The organism is Streptomyces sp. NRRL S-495 (genome assembly GCF_000966955.1).
In the GTDB taxonomy this organism is placed as follows: domain Bacteria; phylum Actinomycetota; class Actinomycetes; order Streptomycetales; family Streptomycetaceae; genus Kitasatospora; species Kitasatospora purpeofusca.
In genome coordinates, this window is record NZ_JZWY01000183.1 from 14,883 (window position 1) to 36,327 (window position 21,445).

Annotated in this window: 17 protein-coding genes and 3 tRNA genes; 4 read left to right on the forward strand and 16 right to left on the reverse strand. The window is 72.4% G+C overall.

Annotated elements, in window-relative coordinates:
- Window positions 1-253: 253 nt before the first annotated feature.
- Entirely contained in the window at window positions 254-586 is a 333-nt protein-coding gene (secE, locus tag VR45_RS11580) for a preprotein translocase subunit SecE (RefSeq protein ID WP_045939619.1), read from the reverse strand.
- A 147-nt stretch (window positions 587-733) separates the two neighbouring features.
- Window positions 734-806 (reverse strand) — tRNA-Trp (locus VR45_RS11585).
- Window positions 807-1,063: 257 nt separating this feature from the next.
- On the opposite strand from VR45_RS11585, the gene VR45_RS11590 reads away from it, so the two are divergent.
- Window positions 1,064-2,308 carry a pyridoxal phosphate-dependent aminotransferase gene (locus tag VR45_RS11590; protein WP_045939620.1) on the forward strand — a complete coding sequence of 415 codons (1,245 nt, stop codon included), beginning with the start codon at window positions 1,064-1,066 and terminating at the stop codon, window positions 2,306-2,308.
- 142 nt (window positions 2,309-2,450) lie between these two features.
- Window positions 2,451-3,479, forward strand: a complete 1,029-nt coding sequence (locus VR45_RS11595) for an adenosine deaminase (protein WP_045939621.1) — start codon at window positions 2,451-2,453, stop codon at window positions 3,477-3,479.
- 54 nt (window positions 3,480-3,533) lie between these two features.
- Here the strand turns inward: VR45_RS11595 and VR45_RS11600 are convergent, their stop codons facing one another.
- The 6 genes from VR45_RS11600 to VR45_RS11625 all read right to left on the reverse strand — a co-directional run bounded on the left by VR45_RS11600 (window position 3,534) and on the right by VR45_RS11625 (window position 6,131).
- On the reverse strand, window positions 3,534-4,580 hold the full coding sequence (locus VR45_RS11600) for a UDP-N-acetylmuramate dehydrogenase (RefSeq protein ID WP_045939622.1): 1,047 nt from the start codon (window positions 4,578-4,580) through the stop codon (window positions 3,534-3,536).
- A 98-nt stretch (window positions 4,581-4,678) separates the two neighbouring features.
- Entirely contained in the window at window positions 4,679-5,101 is a 423-nt protein-coding gene (locus tag VR45_RS11605) for a MaoC family dehydratase (protein WP_045939633.1), read from the reverse strand.
- A gap of 5 nt (window positions 5,102-5,106) precedes the next feature.
- Entirely contained in the window at window positions 5,107-5,568 is a 462-nt protein-coding gene (locus VR45_RS11610) for a MaoC family dehydratase N-terminal domain-containing protein (RefSeq protein WP_045939623.1), read from the reverse strand.
- Between the two features lie 128 nt (window positions 5,569-5,696).
- On the reverse strand, window positions 5,697-5,861 hold the full coding sequence (gene rpmG, locus VR45_RS11615) for a 50S ribosomal protein L33 (RefSeq protein WP_006604855.1): 165 nt from the start codon (window positions 5,859-5,861) through the stop codon (window positions 5,697-5,699).
- 81 nt (window positions 5,862-5,942) lie between these two features.
- A tRNA-Met gene (locus VR45_RS11620) sits at window positions 5,943-6,015 on the reverse strand.
- Window positions 6,016-6,058: 43 nt separating this feature from the next.
- Window positions 6,059-6,131: transfer RNA gene (locus tag VR45_RS11625), tRNA-Thr, on the reverse strand.
- A 239-nt stretch (window positions 6,132-6,370) separates the two neighbouring features.
- Here VR45_RS11625 and VR45_RS11630 point away from each other — a divergent pair.
- Window positions 6,371-7,642, forward strand: coding sequence for a hydrolase (locus VR45_RS11630; RefSeq protein ID WP_045939624.1), 1,272 nt, complete (start codon window positions 6,371-6,373; stop codon window positions 7,640-7,642).
- A 312-nt stretch (window positions 7,643-7,954) separates the two neighbouring features.
- On the opposite strand, the gene VR45_RS11635 is transcribed toward VR45_RS11630, so the two are convergent.
- The 8 genes from VR45_RS11635 to VR45_RS11670 all read right to left on the reverse strand — a co-directional run bounded on the left by VR45_RS11635 (window position 7,955) and on the right by VR45_RS11670 (window position 20,479).
- On the reverse strand, window positions 7,955-8,635 hold the full coding sequence (locus tag VR45_RS11635) for a response regulator (RefSeq protein WP_045939625.1): 681 nt from the start codon (window positions 8,633-8,635) through the stop codon (window positions 7,955-7,957).
- Complete coding sequence (locus VR45_RS11640) at window positions 8,632-11,304, reverse strand: ATP-binding protein (RefSeq protein WP_045939626.1); 2,673 nt, start codon at window positions 11,302-11,304, stop codon at window positions 8,632-8,634. Before VR45_RS11640 ends, VR45_RS11635 begins: the two co-directional genes overlap by 4 nt.
- A gap of 131 nt (window positions 11,305-11,435) precedes the next feature.
- The gene (gene kdpC / locus VR45_RS11645) at window positions 11,436-12,059 is read right to left on the reverse strand and encodes a potassium-transporting ATPase subunit KdpC (RefSeq protein WP_045939627.1); all 624 of its coding nucleotides are present in this window, start codon (window positions 12,057-12,059) and stop codon (window positions 11,436-11,438) included.
- Window positions 12,060-12,076: 17 nt separating this feature from the next.
- On the reverse strand, window positions 12,077-14,203 hold the full coding sequence (gene kdpB / locus VR45_RS11650) for a potassium-transporting ATPase subunit KdpB (protein WP_045939634.1): 2,127 nt from the start codon (window positions 14,201-14,203) through the stop codon (window positions 12,077-12,079).
- Window positions 14,204-14,214: 11 nt separating this feature from the next.
- Window positions 14,215-15,876, reverse strand: coding sequence for a potassium-transporting ATPase subunit KdpA (gene kdpA, locus VR45_RS11655; RefSeq protein WP_045939628.1), 1,662 nt, complete (start codon window positions 15,874-15,876; stop codon window positions 14,215-14,217).
- A 1-nt stretch (window position 15,877) separates the two neighbouring features.
- Complete coding sequence (gene kdpF, locus VR45_RS45525) at window positions 15,878-15,967, reverse strand: K(+)-transporting ATPase subunit F (RefSeq protein ID WP_033352920.1); 90 nt, start codon at window positions 15,965-15,967, stop codon at window positions 15,878-15,880.
- Between the two features lie 356 nt (window positions 15,968-16,323).
- Window positions 16,324-18,318, reverse strand: coding sequence for an APC family permease (locus VR45_RS11665; RefSeq protein WP_045939635.1), 1,995 nt, complete (start codon window positions 18,316-18,318; stop codon window positions 16,324-16,326).
- Window positions 18,319-18,631: 313 nt separating this feature from the next.
- Entirely contained in the window at window positions 18,632-20,479 is a 1,848-nt protein-coding gene (locus tag VR45_RS11670; protein WP_045939629.1) for an APC family permease, read from the reverse strand.
- 375 nt (window positions 20,480-20,854) lie between these two features.
- On the opposite strand from VR45_RS11670, the gene VR45_RS11675 reads away from it, so the two are divergent.
- Window positions 20,855-21,445, forward strand: a 591-nt coding sequence (locus tag VR45_RS11675; RefSeq protein ID WP_045939630.1) for an HAD family hydrolase, incomplete at its 3' end; no start/stop codon positions are given.

Consider the following 21,445-nt stretch of genomic DNA (forward strand, 5'->3'; position numbering starts at 1 on the left):
GAGGACGGTCTCGTCGGCGTCGTACAGGGGGGACTCAGACACGGTGGCTGCTTCTTTCCTGGAGATGGTGAAGGTGGCACGCTCCGCGACGGTCCGGCTCCGCTCCGCTCACGCGGTCGCCGGAAGTTCGCCTCGAAGACTTCAACAGTACCGAGTCAACGGTAGCGGCCCCGTACCTCCGACGCAGACAGCTCGACCCGGGCCGAGGACCGGCCCGGGTCGGGAGGTTGTACGCACAGGTGGAACGGCTTGGTCAGCCGAAGATCCAGAGGGCGGCCTTGGAGAAGCCGTAGTCGAGGCCGGACACGAAGGCCATCACGACCACGACGAACACGACCACGACCGTGGTGTAGCTCACCAGCTGGTTGCGGGTCGGCCAGACGACCTTGCGCAGCTCGGCGATGATCTGTCGGTAGAAGAGGGCGAGACGGGCGAAGACGCCCTTCTTGGCCCGCTTGCCGGACTTCTTCTCGCCAGAGCGCTTGCGGCGCGAATCACCCTCCGCAGGGGTGGTGTCGGCAGCGCCGTCGGCCCCCTCGGGGTTGCCGCTCTCAGGCGTTGCGGTGGAGCCCGTGGTCTCCGTCACTCGTCCTCACCTGAATCCGGGTCCTGCCGAGCGTCGACTGCGTACCCGAAGAGGCACGAGCGGCCGGCTAGCGGTGCTGATCGGCGCCCTCTCCGCATCAAGCCCGCTCGCTCTGTGGAGCGAACGGGCTGATGACGGATCGAGCAGCAGGGCAAGAGGGACTTGAACCCCCAACCGCCGGTTTTGGAGACCGGTGCTCTACCAATTGAGCTATTGCCCTACGGAACCTCGCGGCCCCAGTAGTGACGACCAACCTACCGTATCTTCCACCGATGTCCGCACAGTTTCTGCGCGGCGGTGGAGGCTCCGGTTCGTTCGGTGGCCGTCGATCAGTGAGTGTACGGGGTCGAAGGGCGTTTGGTCGAACCTCTTCTTTTCGGGCCGTCACCGGGGCCGACCCGGCCGCCATGCGGACGCTCCCGTACATATCGTGAAACCGCCATGCCCGGGCGGTGTGCGGTCTGCGACCATGCAGGCATGAGCGCTTCCACCCCGCAGCCCGACCGTTCCGTCCGCCCCGCCGACCGCCGCGTCTCCGCCCGGATCGGCGCGATCGCGGAGTCCGCCACCCTCGCCGTGGACGCCAAGGCCAAGGCCCTCAAGGCGGCCGGCCGGCCCGTCATCGGCTTCGGCGCCGGTGAGCCGGACTTCCCCACCCCGGACTACATCGTCGAGGCGGCCGTCGAGGCCTGCCGCGACCCGAGGAACCACCGCTACACCCCGGCCGGCGGCCTGCCGGAGCTCAAGGAGGCGATCGCGGCCAAGACCCTGCGCGACTCCGGCTACGCGGTGGACGCCTCCCAGGTGCTGGTGACCAACGGCGGCAAGCAGGCGATCTACGAGGCGTTCGCGGCGATCCTCGACCCGGGCGACGAGGTCATCGTCCCGGCGCCGTACTGGACCACCTACCCGGAGTCGATCCAGCTGGCCGGCGGTGTGCCGGTGGAGGTCGTGACCGACGAGACCACCGGTTACAAGGTCTCGGTCGAGCAGCTGGAGGCCGCCCGTACCGAGAACACCAAGGTGGTGCTCTTCGTCTCGCCGTCCAACCCGACCGGCGCGGTGTACACCCGGGCCGAGGCCGAGGCGATCGGCCGCTGGGCCGTGGAGCACGGGCTGTGGGTGCTCACCGACGAGATCTACGAGCACCTCGTCTACGGCGACGCGGAGTTCGTCTCGCTGCCGGCCCTGCTGCCGGAGCTCGCGGACAAGACCGTCGTGGTCAACGGTGTCGCCAAGACCTACGCGATGACCGGCTGGCGGGTGGGCTGGGTGATCGGCCCCAAGGACGTGATCAAGGCCGCGACCAACCTGCAGTCGCACGCCACCTCGAACGTCTCCAACGTGGCCCAGCGCGCCGCCCTGGCCGCCGTCGCCGGCGACCTGTCCGCCGTCCACGAGATGCGCACCGCCTTCGACCGGCGCCGCCGCACCATCGTCCGGATGCTCAACGAGATCGACGGCGTGGTCTGCCCCGAGCCCGAGGGCGCCTTCTACGTGTACCCGTCCGTCAAGGCCCTGCTGGGCAAGGAGATCCGCGGGCAGCGTCCGCAGACCTCCGCCGAGCTGGCCTCGCTGATCCTGGACGAGGTCGAGGTCGCGGTCGTCCCCGGCGAGGCCTTCGGCACCCCCGGCTACCTGCGGCTCTCCTACGCCCTGGGCGACGCCGACCTCGCCGAGGGTGTCGGCCGGCTCCAGAAGCTGCTGGCCGAGGCCCGCTGAACCCTCCCCGCCCGGGGCCCGCTCGCGGTGCCCTCGAAGCGTGACGTCAACACCGCTTGACCGGACCGCCCTCTTTTCACCCCTTCGGGGGCCGGGAAGAGGGCGGTTCCCGTAGGGGGCCCCGATACGGCAGGATTCGTGAATGGAACGCCTGCTGAACCCGCGAGACGTCAGGGACCTTCCGAAGGCCCACCTGCACCTGCACTTCACCGGCTCGATGCGCCCGGCCACCCTGCTCGAACTGGCCGAGAAGCACCGGGTCCGGCTGCCGGAGGCGCTCAGCTCCGGTGAAACGCCCCGGCTGCGGGCCACCGACGAACGCGGCTGGTTCCGGTTCCAGCGCCTCTACGACACCGCCCGCTCGGTCCTCCGCGACGAGGAGGACATCCGCCGGCTGGTCCTGGAGACCGCCGAGGACGAGCGGCGGGACGGCTCCCGCTGGCTGGAGATCCAGGTCGACCCGACCTCCTACGCGCCCCGGCTGGGCGGGCTGATCCCGGCCCTGGAGCTGATCCTGGACGCGGTGGAGCAGGCCGCCGCCGCCACCGGGGTCGGCATCAGGGTCCTGGTCGCGGCCAATCGGATGAAGTCCCCGATGGACGCCAGGACCCTGGCCCGGCTCGCCGTCCGCTACACCGACCGGGGCGTGGTGGGCTTCGGCCTGTCCAACGACGAGCGCCGCGGCCTGGCCCGCGACTTCGACCGGGCCTTCGACATCGCCCGCCGGGGCGGGCTGCTGGCCGCCCCGCACGGCGGCGAGCTGGCCGGCCCGGAGTCCGTCCGGGACTGCCTGGACGACCTCGGCGCCGGCCGGATCGGCCACGGCGTACGGGCCGCCGAGGACGAGCGGCTGATGCAGCGGCTGGCCGACCGTCAGGTGACCTGCGAGGTCTGCCCGTCCTCGAACGTCTCGCTGGGCGTCTACGAGCGCCCGGAGGACGTCCCGCTGCGCCGGCTGTTCGACGCCGGGGTGCCGCTGGCGCTCGGCGCCGACGACCCGCTGCTGTTCGGCGCCAGGCTCGCCGACCAGTACGACCTGGCCCGCGACGTGCTGGGCTTCACCGACCCCGAGCTGGCCGAGCTGGCCCGGCAGTCGGTGCGCGGCTCGGTCGCGCCGGACAGCGTGCGGAAGGAGCTGCTGGCGGACATCGACACCTGGCTGACGGCCTGAGGGCCGGGCAGCGGCAAGCGGTAAGCGGGCAGCGAGCAGCGGGAGCCGGGCGGCTCAGAGGCTGACGCCGACCATCACCGGCTCGTTCACCAGCTCCACCCCGAAAGCCGCCCGCACCCCGTCCCGGATCTCCCGGGCCAGCGCGAGGAGGTCCTCGGTGGTGGCCGCGCCGCGATTGGTGAGCGCCAGGGTGTGCTTGGTGGAGAGGGTCGCCGGACCGCTCCCGTAACCCTTGCCGAAGCCGGCCCGGTCGATCAGCCAGGCGGCCGAGGTCTTGGTGTGCCCGTCCGGCGCCGGGTAGGCGGGGGCGGTCAGCTCGCGCTCGGCGGCCAGCGCCAGGAAGGCCGTGTACTGCTCGGGGCCCAGCACCGGGTTGGTGAAGAAGGAGCCCGCCGACCAGGTGTCGTGGTCCGCCGGGTCCAGCACCATGCCCTTGCCGGCCCGCAGCCCGAGCACGGCCGCGTACGCCGCCGCCAGGTCGACCCGCTCGTCCTGGGCCACCCCGAAGTGCTTGGCGACCTCGGCGTACCGGACCGGGGTGGAGCGCCCGGCGGCGTCCTCCAGTCCGAAGCGGACCCGCAGCACCACATGGCGCTCGGGGTCCGCCTTGAAGCGGCTGTGCCGGTAGGAGAACGCGCACTCGGCGTTGGAGAGGGTGACCACCCGGTCGGCCCGGCGGTCGTAGGCGACCACCTCGGTGATCGTCTGCGCGACCTCCTGGCCGTAGGCGCCGACGTTCTGCACCGGGGTGGCACCGGCCGAGCCGGGGATGCCGGCCAGGAACTCGATCCCGGACAGTCCGGCGTCGACCGCGCGGGCCACCGCGTCGGCCCAGACCTCGCCGGCCGCCAGCTCCAGGACGGTGCCGTCCAGGGCGAAGCCGGTGGTGGCGATCCGCAGCACCGTGCCGGCGAAGCCGGCGTCGCCGATCACCAGGTTGGAGCCGCCGCCGAGCACCAGCAGCGGCTCCCCCGCCGCGTCCGCGGCGCGCACGGCGGCGACCACCTCGTCATCGGTGTGCGCGGTCACCAGGCGGCGGGCCGGGCCGCCGAGCCGCAGGGTGGTCAGCGGGGCGAGGGGGGCGTCGAGTTCTTCCAGCACGCCCCCAGGGTACGGGGAGCCCGCCCCCGCCCGCCCCGGGGCGGGGCCGGAGCGGGCGGGGTGCCCCGAGGTGCGCGGCGGTGCGAAGGCGCGCGGGCTCAGACGAGCCGGACGACCGCCTTGGCCATGCCGAGCACCTTCTGGCCCTGGTAGGTCGCCAGCAGGTCGACCTGGACCCGGCGGTCGTCGAGCAGCTTGGCCACCTTGCCGGTGACCTCGACCACCGAGCCGGTGCCGTCGTTGGGCACCGGCACCGGACGGACGAACCGGACGCCGTACTCGACCACCGCGGCCGGGTCGCCGACCCAGTCGGTCACCACCCGGACGGCCTCGGCCATGGTGAACATGCCGTGCGCGATGACGTCGGGCAGGCCGACCTCCAGCGCGACCTTCTCGTTCCAGTGGATCGGGTTGAAGTCGCCGGAGGCGCCCGCGTACTGCACCAGCGCGGCCCGGGTCACCGGGAAGGACTGTGCCGGCAGCTCGGTGCCGACCTCGACCTCGTCGTATCCGATCGCCATCGGGCTCACTCCCCCGCCTTCTCGTCGGCGGCCCGGGCCACCAGGGTCATGACCGACGTCACCACGTGCTCGCCGGTCTCGTCCGCGACCTCGCCACGCACGGTGAGCACGTCGTTGCCGGCCAGCGACTTGATGTTGTCGACGGTGACCGAGACGGTCAGCCGGTCACCGGCCCGCACCGGGCGGGTGTAGCTGAACTTCTGGTCGCCGTGCACGACCCGGCTGTAGTCGAGACCCAGCTCCGGATCCTGGACCACCTGGCCGGAGGCCCGCATGGTGAGGACGATCGGGAAGGTCGGCGGCGCGATCACGTCCGGGTGGCCGAGCGCCTTGGCGGCCTCCGGGTCGAGGTACACGGGATTGGCGTCACCCACGGCGACGGCGAACTCGCGGATCTTCTCCCGACCGACCTCGTAGGGCTCGGTGGGCGGATAGGTCCGCCCGATGAAGGAAGGGTCGAGTGCCATCGGCAGCTCCTAGGAAACGCGGCGGACAGTCGGTTCTTACACAAAAGACTCCGGGCCGCACCCCCCAATGAGGGATGCGGCCCGGAGTCGTGGACCTTGTCACACAGGCCCGTTGCCCTACGAGAGGGTCAGCGGGTCTCGCGGTGCGCGGTGTGCGAGTTGCAGCGGGGGCAGTGCTTCTTCATCTCAAGACGGTCCGGGTCGTTACGCCGGTTCTTCTTGGTGATGTAGTTCCGCTCCTTGCACTCCACGCAGGCCAGCGTGATCTTCGGGCGGACATCGGTGGCAGCCACGGGAGTGCCTTCCTTGAAAGAATAAGAACACAGACAAGAGTAGCCGACCGGGAGTGTGATCCCCCGACCGACTACGCGGGGTAGCGGTGACCGGACTTGAACCGGTGACACAGCGATTATGAGCCGCTTGCTCTACCAACTGAGCTACACCGCCACAGTGATCCGGAGCACAGCCGAAGCCGACTCCTTCTCACCAGAGCCCCCATGCGGAATCGAACCGCAGACCTTCTCCTTACCATGGAGACGCTCTACCGACTGAGCTATAGGGGCGAACGAGGAAGAGATTACACGTTCCGCGCCCAGAGGTGAAATCCGTATCCCGCGGCGAAGTCCGCAGGTCGGCGAGGCGCACGGGCGAGCGATCGAAGGTCCGGCGTTCGACCGGCCCCCCGGGGGGCGCGCCCAAGCCGATACGACTATTGCCCGCCTCCCGGCGCCCCGGGTCCGCCCGCCGTAGGCTCGTCGCTCATTGACCCGAGCAGGAACCGGACGCCAGAAGGAGCCGGGCGATGGACAGCGCAGCCGCCGACGGACCGCACCCCGGACCCGGACCGGCCGCCAACCCGCTCGGGCACGGGCCCGTCCTGCTGCTCACCGGGGCCAGGCTGGCGGACGGCCGGGTGGTGGACGTACGGATCAGCGGCGACCGGATCCAGGCCGTCGGCACCGCGGGCGGCCTCGGCCCCCTGCCGGCCGTGCCCGGCGGTCCCACCGTCACCACCGGGGCCAGGATCGACCTGCGCGGCTATCTGCTGCTGCCGGCCCCGGCCGAGGCGCACGCGCACTACGACGTCGCCTTCTCCGCCGCCCTGCCCACCCCGCCGCCGGAGACCCCCGCCGAGCTCACCCGGCGGGTCACCGAGGCCGCCCTGACCTCGCTCGGCTACGGCGCGACCGCCCAGCGCACCCACGTCCGGATCGGCGACGTGCACGGGCTGCGCCGACTGGAGGCGGTCCTCACCTCCCAGCAGGCGCTGCGCGGCCTCGCCGACCTCCAGGCCGTCGCGATGCCCCGGCTGCTCACCGGCCGGGCCGGGGCGGACGGCCGGGCCCAGCTGCGGGAGGCGCTCAAGCTGGGCGCCACCGCCGCCGGCGGCTGCCCCGAGCTGGACCCGGACCCGGCCGGCTACGTCCAACTGCTGCTGGAGGCCGCCCGGGAGGCGGACTGTCCGGTGGACCTGCACACCACGGCCGCCGATCCGGTGCAGTTGGCCCGGCTGGCCGGGGCGCTCGCCCCGCTGCGGCCCCGGGTGGTGGTCGGTCCCTGCGGGTCGCTCGCGCCGGGCGCCGCGACGGTGCTGGCCAACAGCGGGGTCCGGGTGGTCTGCCTGCCGCAGAACGGCGGCTGTTCGGGGCTGGAGGGCCTGGCGGGCGGGCTGCGGCCGGCGCCGCTGCGGGACCTGCTGAAGGCCCGGGTGCCACTGGCGGCCGGCAGCGGCTCGCTGCGCGACGGTGCCAACCCGGTCGGGCGGGCGGACCCGCTGGAGGCCGCGTACCTGCTGGCGGCAGCCGGGGTGCTGGACCCCGACGCGGCGTACGACGCGGTCTCCAACCAGGCGCGGCTGGCGATCGGGCTGCCGCCGGTGCGGGTGGACGCCGGATTCCCGGCGGAGCTGCTGGCGGTGCGCGGGGACAGCCTGTCCGGGGCGCTGGCGGGCGGACACAGCCGGCTGGTGGTGCACAGCGGTCGGGTCGTCAGCCGGACCAGCGCGGTACGGGAGTTCGCCGACACGGTGGCCCTGGCGCTGCCCCGGCAGTCGGACGGCACGGACGGGGGCTGAACCCGGACCGGGGCTGGACCCGGCCGGACCGCGCCGGGCGGCACCGCACAGTGCCGGGACGCGGCCGGGCCGGACGGGCGTCCGCCGGACGGGTGATCGGGGCGCGCGATGCCGGCACCGCGCGCCCCTCCCCCACCCGGGTGGCCGCCGGAGCGGCGAAGCGGCCCCAGGCATCCCCCACGGAGCGGGGCCGCTTCCTCACCACCGACGCTATGCCCCCGGACGACCGGCCCGGACGCTCTTGACGCCCTGTTGGCGCCGGGGCGGCCGCTCCTGACGGGCCGTTGACACGTCCGGCGGTCCGGGGCTCGTTCAGGGCTCGTAGCGGTAGCCGATCCCCGGCTCGGTGATCAGATGGCGCGGCCGGGCGGGGTCGCGCTCCAGCTTCCGCCGCAGGCCGGCCAGGTAGACCCGCAGGTAGTTGCCCCGTTCCTCGTGGGCCGGGCCCCAGACCTCGCGCAGGATCCGCCGGCCGGGCACCAGCCGGCCGGGGTGGGCCAGCAGCAGGGACAGGATCCGCCACTCGGTCGGGGTGAGCCGCACCGGGCCGTCCGGCCCGGTCACGGTGGTGGCGGCGAGGTCCACGGTGTGGTCGCCGATCACCGGCGCGGGCGCCGCGGGACCGACGGTGACCGGCGGGCGGCGCAGCACGGCGCGCAGCCGGGCCAGCAGTTCGTCCATCAGGAACGGCTTGGTGAGGTAGTCGTCGGCGCCGGCGTCCAGGGCGCCGATCCGGTCGGCGGCGTCGGCCCGGCCGGAGAGCACGATGATCGGCACCGCGCTGCGGCTGCGCAGGCCGCGGATGACGTCCATGCCGTCGAGGTCGGGCAGGCCGAGGTCGAGCAGGACGGCGTCGGGGGAGGTCCTGGCGGCGCGGGCCAGGGCCTCGCCGCCGGTGGCGGCGGTGCGGACGGCGTACTGCCGGGCGCCGAGGTTGATCCGCAGGGTGCGCAGCAGCGCCGGCTCGTCGTCGACGACGAGGATCTCGCTCATACGGGGGCCTCCCCGGGGTGCTGGGCGGGCATGGGACCGGCGGGCAGCGGATCGGCGGGCAGCGGATCGGCGGGTACGGGCACGGGACCGGCGGGCAGGGGCCGGGCCGGGGCGGCCGGCAGGGTGAGCAGCATGGTGGTGCCGCCGCCGGGGGTGTCCTCGACCTCCAGACTGCCGTCCATGGCTTCGGCGAGGCCGCGGGAGAGGGCGAGGCCGAGGCCGACACCGGTGGTGTTGTCGGTGTCGCCGAGGCGCTGGAACGGCAGGAACACCCGGTCGCGGTCCTCGGGGGCGATGCCGGGGCCGCGGTCGATCACCCGCAGTTCTACCCGTCCGGCGTGGTGGCTGGCGGCGACCAGGACCGGCGCGCCGGGGGCGTTGTGGCGCAGGGCGTTGGTGATGACGTTGGCGAGGACGCGCTCCAGCAGCGGCGGGTCGGCGAGCACCGGCGGGACGGTCTCCAGGTCGAGCGGCTGGACGGGCGCGTACGGGTCGGCGAGCGAGTCGAGGGCGCGGGGCAGGATCTCGTCGAGGTGGGTCTCGGCGAGGTGGAGGGTGAGCGCGCCGGCCTGGAGGCGGCTCATGTCGAGCAGGTTGTCCACCAGACGGGTGAGTTTGACCAGGGACTCGTCGGCGGTGGCGAGGAGTTCGGCCTGGTCCTCGGGGGAGAACTCGACGTCCGGGCTGCGCAGCGAGCCGACCGAGGCGAGGGCGGCGGCGAGCGGGGTGCGCAGGTCGTGGCTGACGGCGGCGAGCAGGGCGGTGCGCATCCGGTCGGCGGCCTTGATCGGTTCGACCTCGGCGGCGACGACGGCGAGGCGGTCGCGTTCCAGGGCGGCGGCGACGTGGGCGGCGAAGGCGGTGAGGACGCGCTGGTCGGCGGCGGGCAGCCGGCGGCCGGTGAGGACCAGGACGGCGTCGGCGCCGACGGGGACCTCGGTGGTGACCAGGGTGTGGTCCGGAGCGGCGCCGCCGTTGTCGGCCCGGTCACCGTCGGCGGCGTCCTTCACCTCGGCGGCGGTGTCGCAGGAGGCGAGCACCTCGCCGCCGGTGCGGCCCAACAGGGCCACCGAGCTCATGCCGAAGGCGGTGCGGGACTTCTCCAGCAGCGCGGGCAGGGCGTCGGCGCCGCGCAGGACGCTGCCGGCCAGGGTGGAGAGGGTCTCGGCCTCGGCGGTGGCGCGGGCGGCGCGGGCGGTGAGGCGGGTCGCGTGGTCGACCACGGTGGAGACGGTCAGCGCGACGGCCGCGAAGACCACCAGGGCGATGATGTTGTTGGTCTCGCCGATGGTGAAGGCGTGGACGGGCGGGATGAAGAAGTAGTTGAGCAGCACCGAGGCGACCAGCGAGGCCAGCAGGGCCGAGGTGGCGCCGCCGAGCAGGGCGACCACCACGACGCCGAGCTGGAAGATCAGCGCATCGGTGGTGAGGTTGACGGTGTCGTGGAACTGGGACAGGACCAGGGTCAGCAGCGAGGGCACGATCGGGCCGGCCAGGAAGCCGGCCACGGTGCGGCGCCGGGAGTGGCGGCGGCCGAGCGCGGGCAGCCGGCCCCGGCCGGTGAACTCGTGGGTGACCATGTGGACGTCGATGTCCTCGGAGGCGTCCACCGTGGTCTCGCCGATGCCGGGGCCGGTGAGGAAGCGGGCGGTCCGGCCGCGGCGGCTGGTGCCGAGGACGAGCTGGGTGGCGTCGTGGGCGCGGGCGAAGGCGAGCAGCGAGGTGGGGATGTCGTCGCCGACGACCACGTGGTAGCTGCCGCCGAGGCTCTCGACGAGCTGCCGCTGCTGGGCGAGGGCGCCGGAGGAGGCGCCGGCCAGGCCGTCGCTGCGGGTGACGTGGACGGCGAGCAGGTCGCCGCCCGCCGTCCGGTCCGCGATGCGGGCGGCGCGTCTGACCAGGGTCTCGCCCTCGGGGCCGCCGGTGAGGGCGACCACGACCCGTTCGCGGGTCTCCCAGACCCGGTCGATGTTGTGGCTGGCCCGGTAGTCGCGCAGGCCCTCGTCGACCCGCCCGGCCACCCAGAGCAGGGCGAGCTCGCGCAGGGCGGTGAGGTTGCCGACCCGGAAGTAGTTCGAGAGCGCGGCGTCCACCTTCTCCGCCTTGTAGACGTTGCCGTGGGCCATCCGGCGGCGCAGCGCCTGGGGGGCCATGTCGACGAGTTCGATCTGGTCGGCCCGGCGCACCACCTCGTCCGGGACGGTCTCGCGCTGCGGGATGCCGGTGATCTTCTGGACGACGTCGTTCAACGACTCCAGGTGCTGGATGTTCACCGTGGTGATGACGTCGATCCCGGCGTCCAGCAGCTCGTCGACGTCCTGCCAGCGCTTGCCGTGCCGCCCGCCGGGAATGTTGGTGTGCGCCAGTTCGTCCACGAGGACAACCGTGGGCTTCCGCCGCAGTACCCCGTCGAGGTCCATCTCCTCGAAGTCGGTTTCCCGGTAGGCGCGGTGGACGCCCGGCACGACCTCCAGGCCGTCGAGCATCGCCTCGGTGTGGCGGCGCCCGTGGCACTCGATCCAGCCGACGACGACGTCCGCGCCCCGGTCCTGTCTGCGCCGGGCCTCGTCCAGCATCCGGTAGGTCTTGCCGACACCGGGAGCGGAACCGAGGTACACCCTCAGCCGGCCGCGTCGGTGGCCGGTGCCGGGGGTGAGGTCGCGGGCCATGGGCGCTGCTCTTTCGTCTTCTGCGTCGTACGGGGGACGGGTCGTACGGGGGACGGACGGCGGGCCGGTCCGGTCCGGGGCGCTCGCCCCGGACCGGACCGGCCCGTCTCAGCTCTTCGGCCGATCTGTCGTCACTTCTGTGCCGCCAGGGCCTGGTTGAGCAGGACCACATTGACACCCGGCTGCCCGAGGAAGCCGAGCGGGCGGCCGTCGGTGTTCTGGTCGACCAGCCTGCGGACGGTGTCCACCGGCAGGTTGCGGGCCTTGGCGACCCGCTCGACCTGCTCCTGGGCGTAGGCGGTGGAGATGTGCGGGTCCAGGCCGGAGCCGGAGGCGGTGAGGGCGTCCACCGGGACGCTCGCCGGGTCGACGCCGTCGAACGCGGCGACGGCCTGGCGGCGGTCCTCGATGTTCTTGGCGAGGTCCTCGCTGTTGGGGCCCAGGTTGGAGGCGCCGGAGGCCTTGGGGTCGTAGGCGCCCGGGCGGGGCTGGAACCACTGCGGGTCGGGGCGGGGGGCCTCGTCCGGGTCGTCCGGGTTCTGCTTGGGGAGGTTGAAGTTCTGGCCCAGCAGGCTGGAGCCGGCCTCCTTGCCGTCGACCTTGACGATCGAGCCGTTCGCCTTGTCCGCGAAGGCCAGTTGGGAGATGCCGGTGACCAGCAGCGGGTAGGCGATGCCGAGGAGCACCGTCAGGACCAGCAGGGCGCGCAGCGCGGTGAAGTGCGTGCGCACGGCGGTGGGCAGGGGCTTGGACATGATGCGTTTCTCCTCTCTCAGCTCAGGCCGGGGACGAACTGGACGACCAGGTCGATCAGCTTGATGCCGACGAACGGGACGACCAGGCCGCCGAGGCCGTAGACCCCGATGTTGCGACGCAGCAGCGAACTGGCGTCGGAGGGGCGGTACTTCACCCCGCGCAGGGCCAGCGGGATCAGGCCGACGATGACCAGGGCGTTGAAGATGATCGCCGAGGTGATCGCGGACTGGGGGCTGTGCAGCTGCATGATGTTCAGCTTGTCCAGGCCCGGGTAGACCGCCGCGAACATCGCCGGGATGATCGCGAAGTACTTGGCGACGTCGTTGGCGATGGAGAACGTGGTCAGCGCGCCGCGGGTGATCAGGAGCTGCTTGCCGATCTCGACGATCTCGATCAGCTTGGTCGGGTTGGAGTCCAGGTCGACCATGTTGCCGGCCTCCTTGGCCGCCATGGTCCCGGTGTTCATCGCGACACCGACGTCGGCCTGGGCGAGGGCGGGGGCGTCGTTGGTGCCGTCGCCCGTCATCGCGACCAGCTTGCCGCCGGCCTGCTCCTTCTTGATCAGGGCCATCTTGTCCTCGGGGGTGGCCTCGGCGAGGAAGTCGTCCACGCCCGCCTCCTCCGCGATCGCCCGGGCGGTCAGCGGGTTGTCGCCGGTGATCATGACGGTCCTGATGCCCATCCGGCGCAGCTCGTCGAAGCGCTCCCGCATGCCCTCCTTCACCACGTCCTTGAGGTGGATCACCCCGAGGATCCGGGCCGGCGCGTCACCGGTCCTGGTGGCGACGACCAGCGGGGTGCCACCGGCGGCGGAGATGCCGTCGACCAGGGCGGAGACCTCGTCGGAGACGGCGCCGCCGTTGGCGGTGACCCAGTTGGCGACGGCCGCGGCCGCGCCCTTGCGGACCTGGTGCAGCCCCTCGTCCTCGTCGAGGTCGACGCCGGACATCCGGGTCTGCGCGGTGAACGGCACCCAGGTGGCGTGCGTCAGCTCGCCCTGGGCGCGGGCCCGCAGACCGTACCCGGTCTTGGCGAGGACGACGATCGAGCGGCCCTCCGGCGTCTCGTCGGCCAGCGAGGACAGCTGGGCGGCGTCGGCGAGCTCCTCGACGGGGACGCCGCTGACCGGCTGGAACTCGGCGGCCTGGCGGTTGCCGAGGGTGATGGTCCCGGTCTTGTCGAGCAGCAGGGTGTTGACGTCGCCCGCCGCCTCGACGGCGCGGCCCGACATCGCCAGCACATTGCGCTGGACGAGGCGGTCCATGCCGGCGATGCCGATCGCCGAGAGCAGCGCGCCGATGGTGGTCGGGATCAGCGCCACGATCAGCGCGACCAGCACGATCATCGACTGCGGGGCACCGGCGTAGGTGGCCATCGGCTGCAGGGTGACGACCGCCACCAGGAAGACGATGGTCAGCGAGGCCAGCAGGATGTTGAGCGCGATCTCGTTCGGCGTCTTCTGCCGGGCGGCGCCCTCGACCAGGGCGATCATCCGGTCGATGAAGGACTTGCCGGGCTCCGAGGCGATCTTCACCACGATCCGGTCCGACAGCACCTTGGTGCCACCGGTCACGGCCGAGCGGTCGCCGCCCGACTCCCGGATCACCGGCGCGGACTCGCCCGTGATCGCCGACTCGTCGACGGAGGCCACGCCCTCGACGACGTCGCCGTCGCCGGGGATGATCTGGCCGGCCTCGACCACCACGTGGTCACCGAGCTGCAGCGCGGTACCGGCGACCTCCTCCTCGGCCCGCGAGCGCGGCCAGTCGGTGAGGCGGCGGGCCATGGTGTCGGTCTTGGTCCGGCGCAGGGTGTCCGCCTGCGCCTTGCCGCGGCCCTCGGCGACGGCCTCGGCCAGGTTGGCGAAGACCGTGGTCAGCCAGAGCCACACCGTGATCGACCAGGCGAACACGCTGGGGTCGGCTATCGCGGCGACCGTGGTGACGACCGAGCCGACCTCGACCACGAACATCACCGGGTTCTTGACCATCACCCGGGGGTCGAGCTTCTTCACCGCGTCCGGCAGGGACGCGACGATCAGCTTGGGGTCCAGCAGGCCGCCGGACACTCTGTGCGGCGCCTCGGCGGACGCCGTCTCCGGCTGCGGGGCCGGCTGCTCGGCCCGCTCGGATTCTTCGGTCATGGTGGACGACATCAGGAGAGACCTTCCGCGATCGGCCCGAGAGCCAGGGCCGGGAAGTAGGTGAGGCCGACGACGATCAGGACGACGCCCGACAGCAGGCCCACGAACAGCGGCTTGTGGGTGGGCAGGGTGCCCGGGGTGGCGGGGACCGGCTGCTGCTGGGCGAGCGCGCCGGCCAGGGCCAGGACGAAGACCATCGGCAGGAACCGGCCGAACACCATCGCCAGGCCGATCGCGGTGTCGTACCAGTCGGTGTTCACCGTGATGCCGGCGAACGCCGAACCGTTGTTGTTGGCGCCCGAGGTGAAGGCGTACAGCACCTCGGAGAAGCCGTGGGCGCCCGAGTTCAGCATCCCGGCCCGCTGGCCCGGCAGCGCCATCGCGACACCCGTGCCGACCAGCACCAGGGTCGGCGTGGTCAGGATGTAGAGGGAGGCGAACTTCATCTCCCGGCCGCCGAGCTTCTTGCCCAGGTACTCGGGGGTGCGGCCGACCATCAGACCGGCCACGAACACCGCGACGATCGCCAGCACCAGCATCCCGTACAGGCCCGAGCCCACACCGCCGGGCGCGATCTCGCCCAGCATCATGTTGAACATCGTCAGCCCGCCGCCGAACGCGGTGTACGAGTCGTGGAAGGAGTTCACCGCTCCGGTCGAGGTCAGCGTCGTCGAGGCCGCGAACAGGCTGGACGCCGCGATGCCGAACCGCTGCTCCTTGCCCTCCATCGCCCCGCCGGCCGACTGCAGCGCGGTGCCCGCGTGGTGCGACTCGGCCAGGGTCATCAGCGCCACCGAGGCGACCCAGAACAGGCCCATCACCGAGACGATCGCGTAGCCCTGGCGGTTGTCCCCGACCATCCGGCCGAAGGCCCGCGGCAGCGCGAACGGGATCACCAGGATGAGGAAGATCTCCAGGAAGTTGCTCAGCCCGGTCGGGTTCTCGAACGGGTGCGCCGAGTTGGCGTTGTAGAAGCCGCCGCCGTTGGTGCCCAGCAGCTTGATGACCTCCTGCGAGGCCACCGCCCCGCCCGGGACCGACTGCGGGTCGCCCGCCAGCGTGGCCACCTCGTGGAAGCCGTGGAAGTTCTGCACCACGCCCGTGGCCACCAGGGCCAGCGCGAACACGATCGAGATCGGCAGCAGCAGCCGGACGCTGATCCGGGTGAGGTCCACCCAGAAGTTGCCCAGCCGGTCGGTGCGGTTGCGGGTGAAGCCCCGGATCAGGGTGGCGACCACCGCGATGCCGACGGCCGCGGAGACGAAGTTCTGCACCGCCAGGCCGGCCATCTGGGCCAGGTGCCCCATCGCGGCCTCGCCGCTGTAGGACTGCCAGTTGGTGTTGGCCACGAAGGAGATCGCGGTGTTCCACGCCTGGTGGCCGGGCATCTGGTCGACGCCCAGGCCCAGCGGCAGCCACTGCTGCACCCGGATCAGGGTGTAGAGGAAGAGGACGGACACCGCCGAGAAGGCCAGCACCGAACGCAGGTAGACCGGCCAGCGCTGGTCGGCGTCGGCGTCCACGCCGATCACCTTGTACAGGGCCTTCTCGGCTCTGAGGTGCCTGGAGGTGGTGAGGGTGTGGGCGATGTAGTCGCCCAGGGGGCGGTAGCACAGGGCCAGCGCGCCCACCAGGGCGAGGACCTGCAGCCAGCCCGCGAGAGTCGAACTCATGTCAGAACTTCTCCGGGTAGATCAGCGCGAGGATGAGGTAGCCGACGAGGGCCACGGCCACGATGAGACCTGCGACGTTCTCGGCGCTCACAGCTTCTCCACCCCCCGCGCGATCAGGGCGATGACGCCGAACACGGCGACCGTGACGACGACGTAGATGAGATCGGACATGGACTCCACCACGGTGGTTCGGAGGTGGCCGCGGCCCGCGTTCGTGTGCCGGCACGGCTCCGGCGGAGAGGCCGGCAAGGCCCAGCCAATCGCGCTCACGGAGCGTCAACGGCGTTCTTGACGCCCTCCATACGGCGCCCGTTCGATTGTTGACGGGCTCCATACGGGGGCTTGTCCGGGCTGTGACCGGGTGCGTTGACCAGGTACGTGACCGGGTACGGCAAGGCCCCGGACAGCGGGGTGCTGTCCGGGGCCCGACGGCTGTCCGCCGTCCGCCTACGCGTGCTCGGGGGCCTGGAGCTTCTCCCGCTCCCGCCGCACCGCCGGCTCACCGCGCCGGACCGCGCCCGGGGCGCGCCCCGAGGGCCGGTTCGCCCGGTTGGAGGAGGTCAGCTGCCACGGCACGCTGATCACCATCACCCCCGGGGTGAACAGCAGCCGGCTCTTCAGCCAGAGCGCCGACTGGTTGTGCAGCAGGTGCTCCCACCAGTGCCCGACCACGTACTCCGGGATGAACACCGCCACCGCGTCCCGCGGGCTGGTCCGCCGGTAGTCCCGCACGTACTGGACCACCGGCTTGGTGATCTCCCGGTACGGCGAGTCCAGCACCTTGAGCGGCACCGGCAGGGCCAGTTCGTCCCAGCGGCGCTCCAGTTCCCCGGTGGCGTCCGGCTCGACCGCGACCGTGAGCGCCTCCAGCGAGTCCGGCGCGAACGCCTGCGCGTAGCCGATCGCCCGCAGGGTGGGCTTGTGCACCTTGGAGACCAGCACGATGCCGTGCACCCGGGACGGCCGCACCGACTCGGCCTCCGGGTCGTCCACCGCCAGTTCCTCGGCGACGCCGTCGTAGTGCCGCCGGATGCCGCGCATCATCACCCACAGCACCGCCGCCGCGACCACGGCCAGCCAGGCGCCCTGGGTGAACTTGGTCAGCAGCACGATGACCAGCACCAGCGCGGTGGTGACCGCGCCGAAGAAGTTGATCACCCGGGAGCGCTGGGCGGCGCCCCGCACCGCCGGGTCGGTCTCGGTGGCCAGGGCCCGGTTCCAGTGCTTCACCATGCCGATCTGCGACAGCGTGAAGGAGGTGAAGACGCCCAGGATGTAGAGGTGGATCAGGCTGGTGACGTCGGCGTCGTACAGCCAGAGGAGGCCGCCGGCCACCACCGCGAGCGCGATGATCCCGTTGGAGAAGGCCAGCCGGTCGCCGCGGGTGTGCATCTGCCGCGGCAGGTAGCGGTGCTCGGCCAGGATCGAGGCCAGCAGCGGGAAGCCGTTGAACGCCGTGTTGGCCGCCAGGATCAGCACCAGCGCGGTGACCGCCTGGATGAAGTAGAAGAGGACACTGCCGTCCCCGCCGAGGATCGCCGCCGCCAGCTGGGCGATCACGGTCTGCTGCGGCGCGGTCGCGCAGTCCCCGGGGAAGCCGGTGAGGTGGCAGGCGTTGTCGGCGATGTGGACCTTGGAGATCAGCGCCAGCGCGGTGATGCCGATGAACATCACCACCGCCGTGGTGCCCATCACGGCCATGGTCGCGGCGGCGTTCCTCGACTTCGGCGCCCGGAACGCCGGCACGCCGTTGGAGATCGCCTCCACCCCGGTCAGCGCGGTGCAGCCGGAGGCGAAGGCGCGCAGGCCCAGCATCAGCAGCCCCAGCCCGGCCAGGGTGTCCTTGCCGTCCTCCGGCACGATCCCGTACGCGGCGCTGGCCGCCACCGGGGCGTCGCCGAGCGCCACCCGGACCAGCCCGGTGACCACCATCAGCAGGATGCCGCCGATGAACAGGTAGGTCGGCGCGGCGAAGGCCTTGCCGGACTCCCGGACACCGCGCAGGTTCACCGCCATCAGCAGGACGACGAAACCGACCGCCAGCTCCACCCGGTGGTCCGCCAGCGAGGGCAGCGCGGAGATGATGTTGTCCACGCCGGAGGCCACCGAGACGGCGACCGTCATCACGTAGTCGACCAGCAGCGAGGCCGCCACCACCAGGCCCGAGTTGGCGCCCAGGTTGCGCGACACCACCTCGTAGGAGCCGCCTCCGCTGGGATAGGCGTGCACGACCTGGCGGTAGGACATCACCACGACCGCCATCAGCGCGACCACACCGGCCGCGACCCACGGGGTCAGGTTGAGGAAGGCGGCGCCACCGACGGTGAGCACCAGCAGGATCTCCTGGGTCGCGTAGGCGACCGAGGAGAGCGGGTCGGAGGCGAAGATCGGCAGGGCCAGCCGCTTGGGGAGCAGCGTCTCGCCGAGCTCCTCGCTGCGCATGGCCCGGCCGATCACTAGGCGCTTGAGCGCCTGGGGCAGGTTGAACACATGGGCGAGCGTAAGGGCGCACACCGGGCGCGCAATGGGCCGTCGTGGCGTGCGCGGGACGCCCGGCACGCCCGAGCGGCGGGATGTTTCCGCAGGTCGGAGCCGCTATGGGCGAGGCGTGCCGGGCGCGGTGGAGGCGTTTCGGGGGCTGCCGGAGGGGCCGTTAAGACATCGTCAAGATATGACGATCGGCTCTCTTACATCCGGGCATAAGCCATTAATCCCCCCCGCACGCCTGGGGCCCTCGTCACATCCGCGTCCGGAGTCACATCCGCATCCGGAGCCGGCAGACCACCGCGTCGGTGTGCCGGCGCAGGGCCCGGTCGATGACGGCGCCGCGACGGTTCTGCAGCGCGCGCTGCCAGAAACGGGCCGGCTCGACCTCGGGGATGAGGACGGTGAGGCGGTCGTAGGCGTGCTCAGTGGCGAGCTCGTTGACGAAGGCCGCGATCGGCTGCCCCAGCCGGCGGTGGCCGTCCGGGATCTCCACCAGCGGGACGCCCGGGGCCCACAGCTCCCAGTCCCGGCGCAGCGTCTCGGTCTCGGCGGGGTCGTGGACGACGGTGACGGCCATGACCTCGTCGCCGAGGGAGAGGGCGGCGGAGAGGCCGTCGCGGGTGAGGCGGGTGATCGCGGTGACCGGGACGACGACCAGGCTGCGCTGCGGGGTGAGCGGGCCGGGGACGCGGCCGAGTTCCAGGCGCTCGCCGATCCGGGCGTAGCTGCGGTGGACGGCCTCGAAGAGCAGCACCAGCAGGGGCAGGGCCAGGCAGATGCCCCAGGCGCCCTCGGTGAACTTGGTGCCGGTGACGACCAGGGTGGCGGTGCCGGTGAGCAGCGCGCCGAAGCCGTTGAGGGCGGCCTTGGCCCGCCAGTGGGACGGCTTCTCCTGCGACCAGTGGCGGACCATGCCGACCTGGCAGACGGTGAAGCCGACGAAGACGCCGATCGCGAAGAGCGGGACCAGGCTGTTGACGTCGCCGCCGGAGGCGAGCAGCAGCACGGCCGAGACGGCGGCCAGGAACAGCACGCCGTGGCGGTGCACCTGGCGGTCGGCGCGCAGGGCGAAGACGTGCGGCAGGTGGTTGTCGCGGGCCAGCAGGTGGAGCAGGACGGGCAGGCCGCCGAAGGAGGTGTTGGCGGCCAGGCCGAGCAGGACGACGGTGGCGAACTGGACGACGTAGAAGCCGGCGCCGTGGCCGAGCGAGGCGTCGGCGAGCTGGGCGAGCACGGTGACGCCCTCGACCGGCTGGAGGTGGAAGCGGCCGATCAGTACCGCCAGTCCGATGAGCATCACACCGAGCAGCGCGCCGAGCGCGACTTCGGTGCGCTGGGCGCGCTTCACGCCCGGCGTGCGGAAGGACGGGACAGCGTTCGCCACCGCCTCCACGCCGGTGAGCGCCGAGCACCCGGCCGCGAAGGCCTTGAGCAGCAGCAGCGCGCCGACCGTCGTGGCGTTCTCCGTCAGCACCGAGGCGTGCCCGGTGGCGGCCTCGGTGCTCGCGGGCGCGTCCCGGAACAGGCCGACCACGACGATCGCCAGGATCGACAGCACAAAGACGGCGGTGGGCGCCATGAACCAGCGGGCGGACTCGGCGATCCCGCGCAGGTTCACCGCCGTCACCAGCGCCAGCACGCCCAGACACAGCCACACCCGGTCCTCGTACAGGCCCGGCACCGCGGAGGTCAGCGCCGCCACACCGGCCGTCACCGAGACCGCGACGTTCAGCACGTAGTCGATCACCAGGGAGGCCGCGGCCGTCAGCGCCGTCCGCCGGCCCAGGTGCGCCTTCGCCACCGCGTAGGAGCCGCCGCCGTCCGGGAACGCCGCGATCACCTGCCGATAGGAGGCCACCAGCACCGCCAGCAGCACCGCGATCGCCGCCGTGACGGGCAGGGTGAACCCGAGCCCGTACGCCCCGGCCGCCGCGAGCACCAGCACGATCGACTCCGGCCCGTAGGCCACCGAGGCCATCGCGTCCAGGGAGAGCGCCGCCAGCCCGCCGGACACCGTCAGCCGGTGCCGCTCGTCACCACCCCCGTCGGACGCCGCGGCGCCGGTATCCGGCGGCTCGGGCTCGGCGGCGAGGGCCGGGGAGAGGGGGCTGGACATCGGACGGGACCTCCGCAGTCGATCGGTTGTTCCGATCCTGCGGGCCGCGCCCCGGTGCCATCACTGGTCCGTACGGGTTCCTGACGCTCCCCGTCCCGCTCCTGACGGTTTCTTGACGGCCGCGGGGGCGGGTGCGAGGGCGGGCTCAGGGGGGTCTGGGCGGGGTGGGCGGACCGCTGTCCCGGCGGGCGCCGGTTGGGAAGACGATCAGCTGTGAGGGAGGACTCCCGGCGCGCTTCCGCACGGCCAGGACTGCTCGACAGGCAAGCTGAAACGGTCCGACCCCACCCTGCCCCACCACTGTGCTGCCTGTATCAGGTAATTGCAAGTGATGCGCAATAAGTCGCCCCCCGGGCGATCCACTACTCTCCGCACATGGCCACCCACTCCTCGCCACCACCTCTGCTCCTGATCGACCTGGACCACACCCTGGTCGAACGCGAGGGCGGCCCCGACGCCTGGACCCCGGCCTTCTGCGCCACCCACGGCCTGCCGGCCGAGGCCGCCCCCACCGTCTTCGCTCTCTTCCGCGCCGACCGCTCCCCCACCGGCTTCGCCCGGATCGCCGCCCACTACGACCTCCCGCACACCGGCGCCGACCTCTGGGAACAACACGTCGCCCAGGAGGCCGCCCGCACCCACCCGCTCCCCGGCGCCCCCGAGGCCCTCGCCGCCCTGCGCTCGGCCGGCTGGCCCATCGCCGTCGTCACCAACGGCTGCACCGACATCCAGCGCGCCAAACTCACCCGCACCGGCCTGCTCCCCGCCGTCGACGCCGTCGTCGTCTCCGAGGAGGCCGGCACCCGCAAACCGGACCCCGCGATCTTCCACCTCGCCGCCGCCCGCCTCGGCCGCACCCTCACCCCCGCCGACTGGATGGTCGGCAACAACCCCGCCACCGACCTCCGCGGCGCCCACGCCACCGGCCTCCGCTCCATCTGGATCACCCCGACCCCACCCCCACCC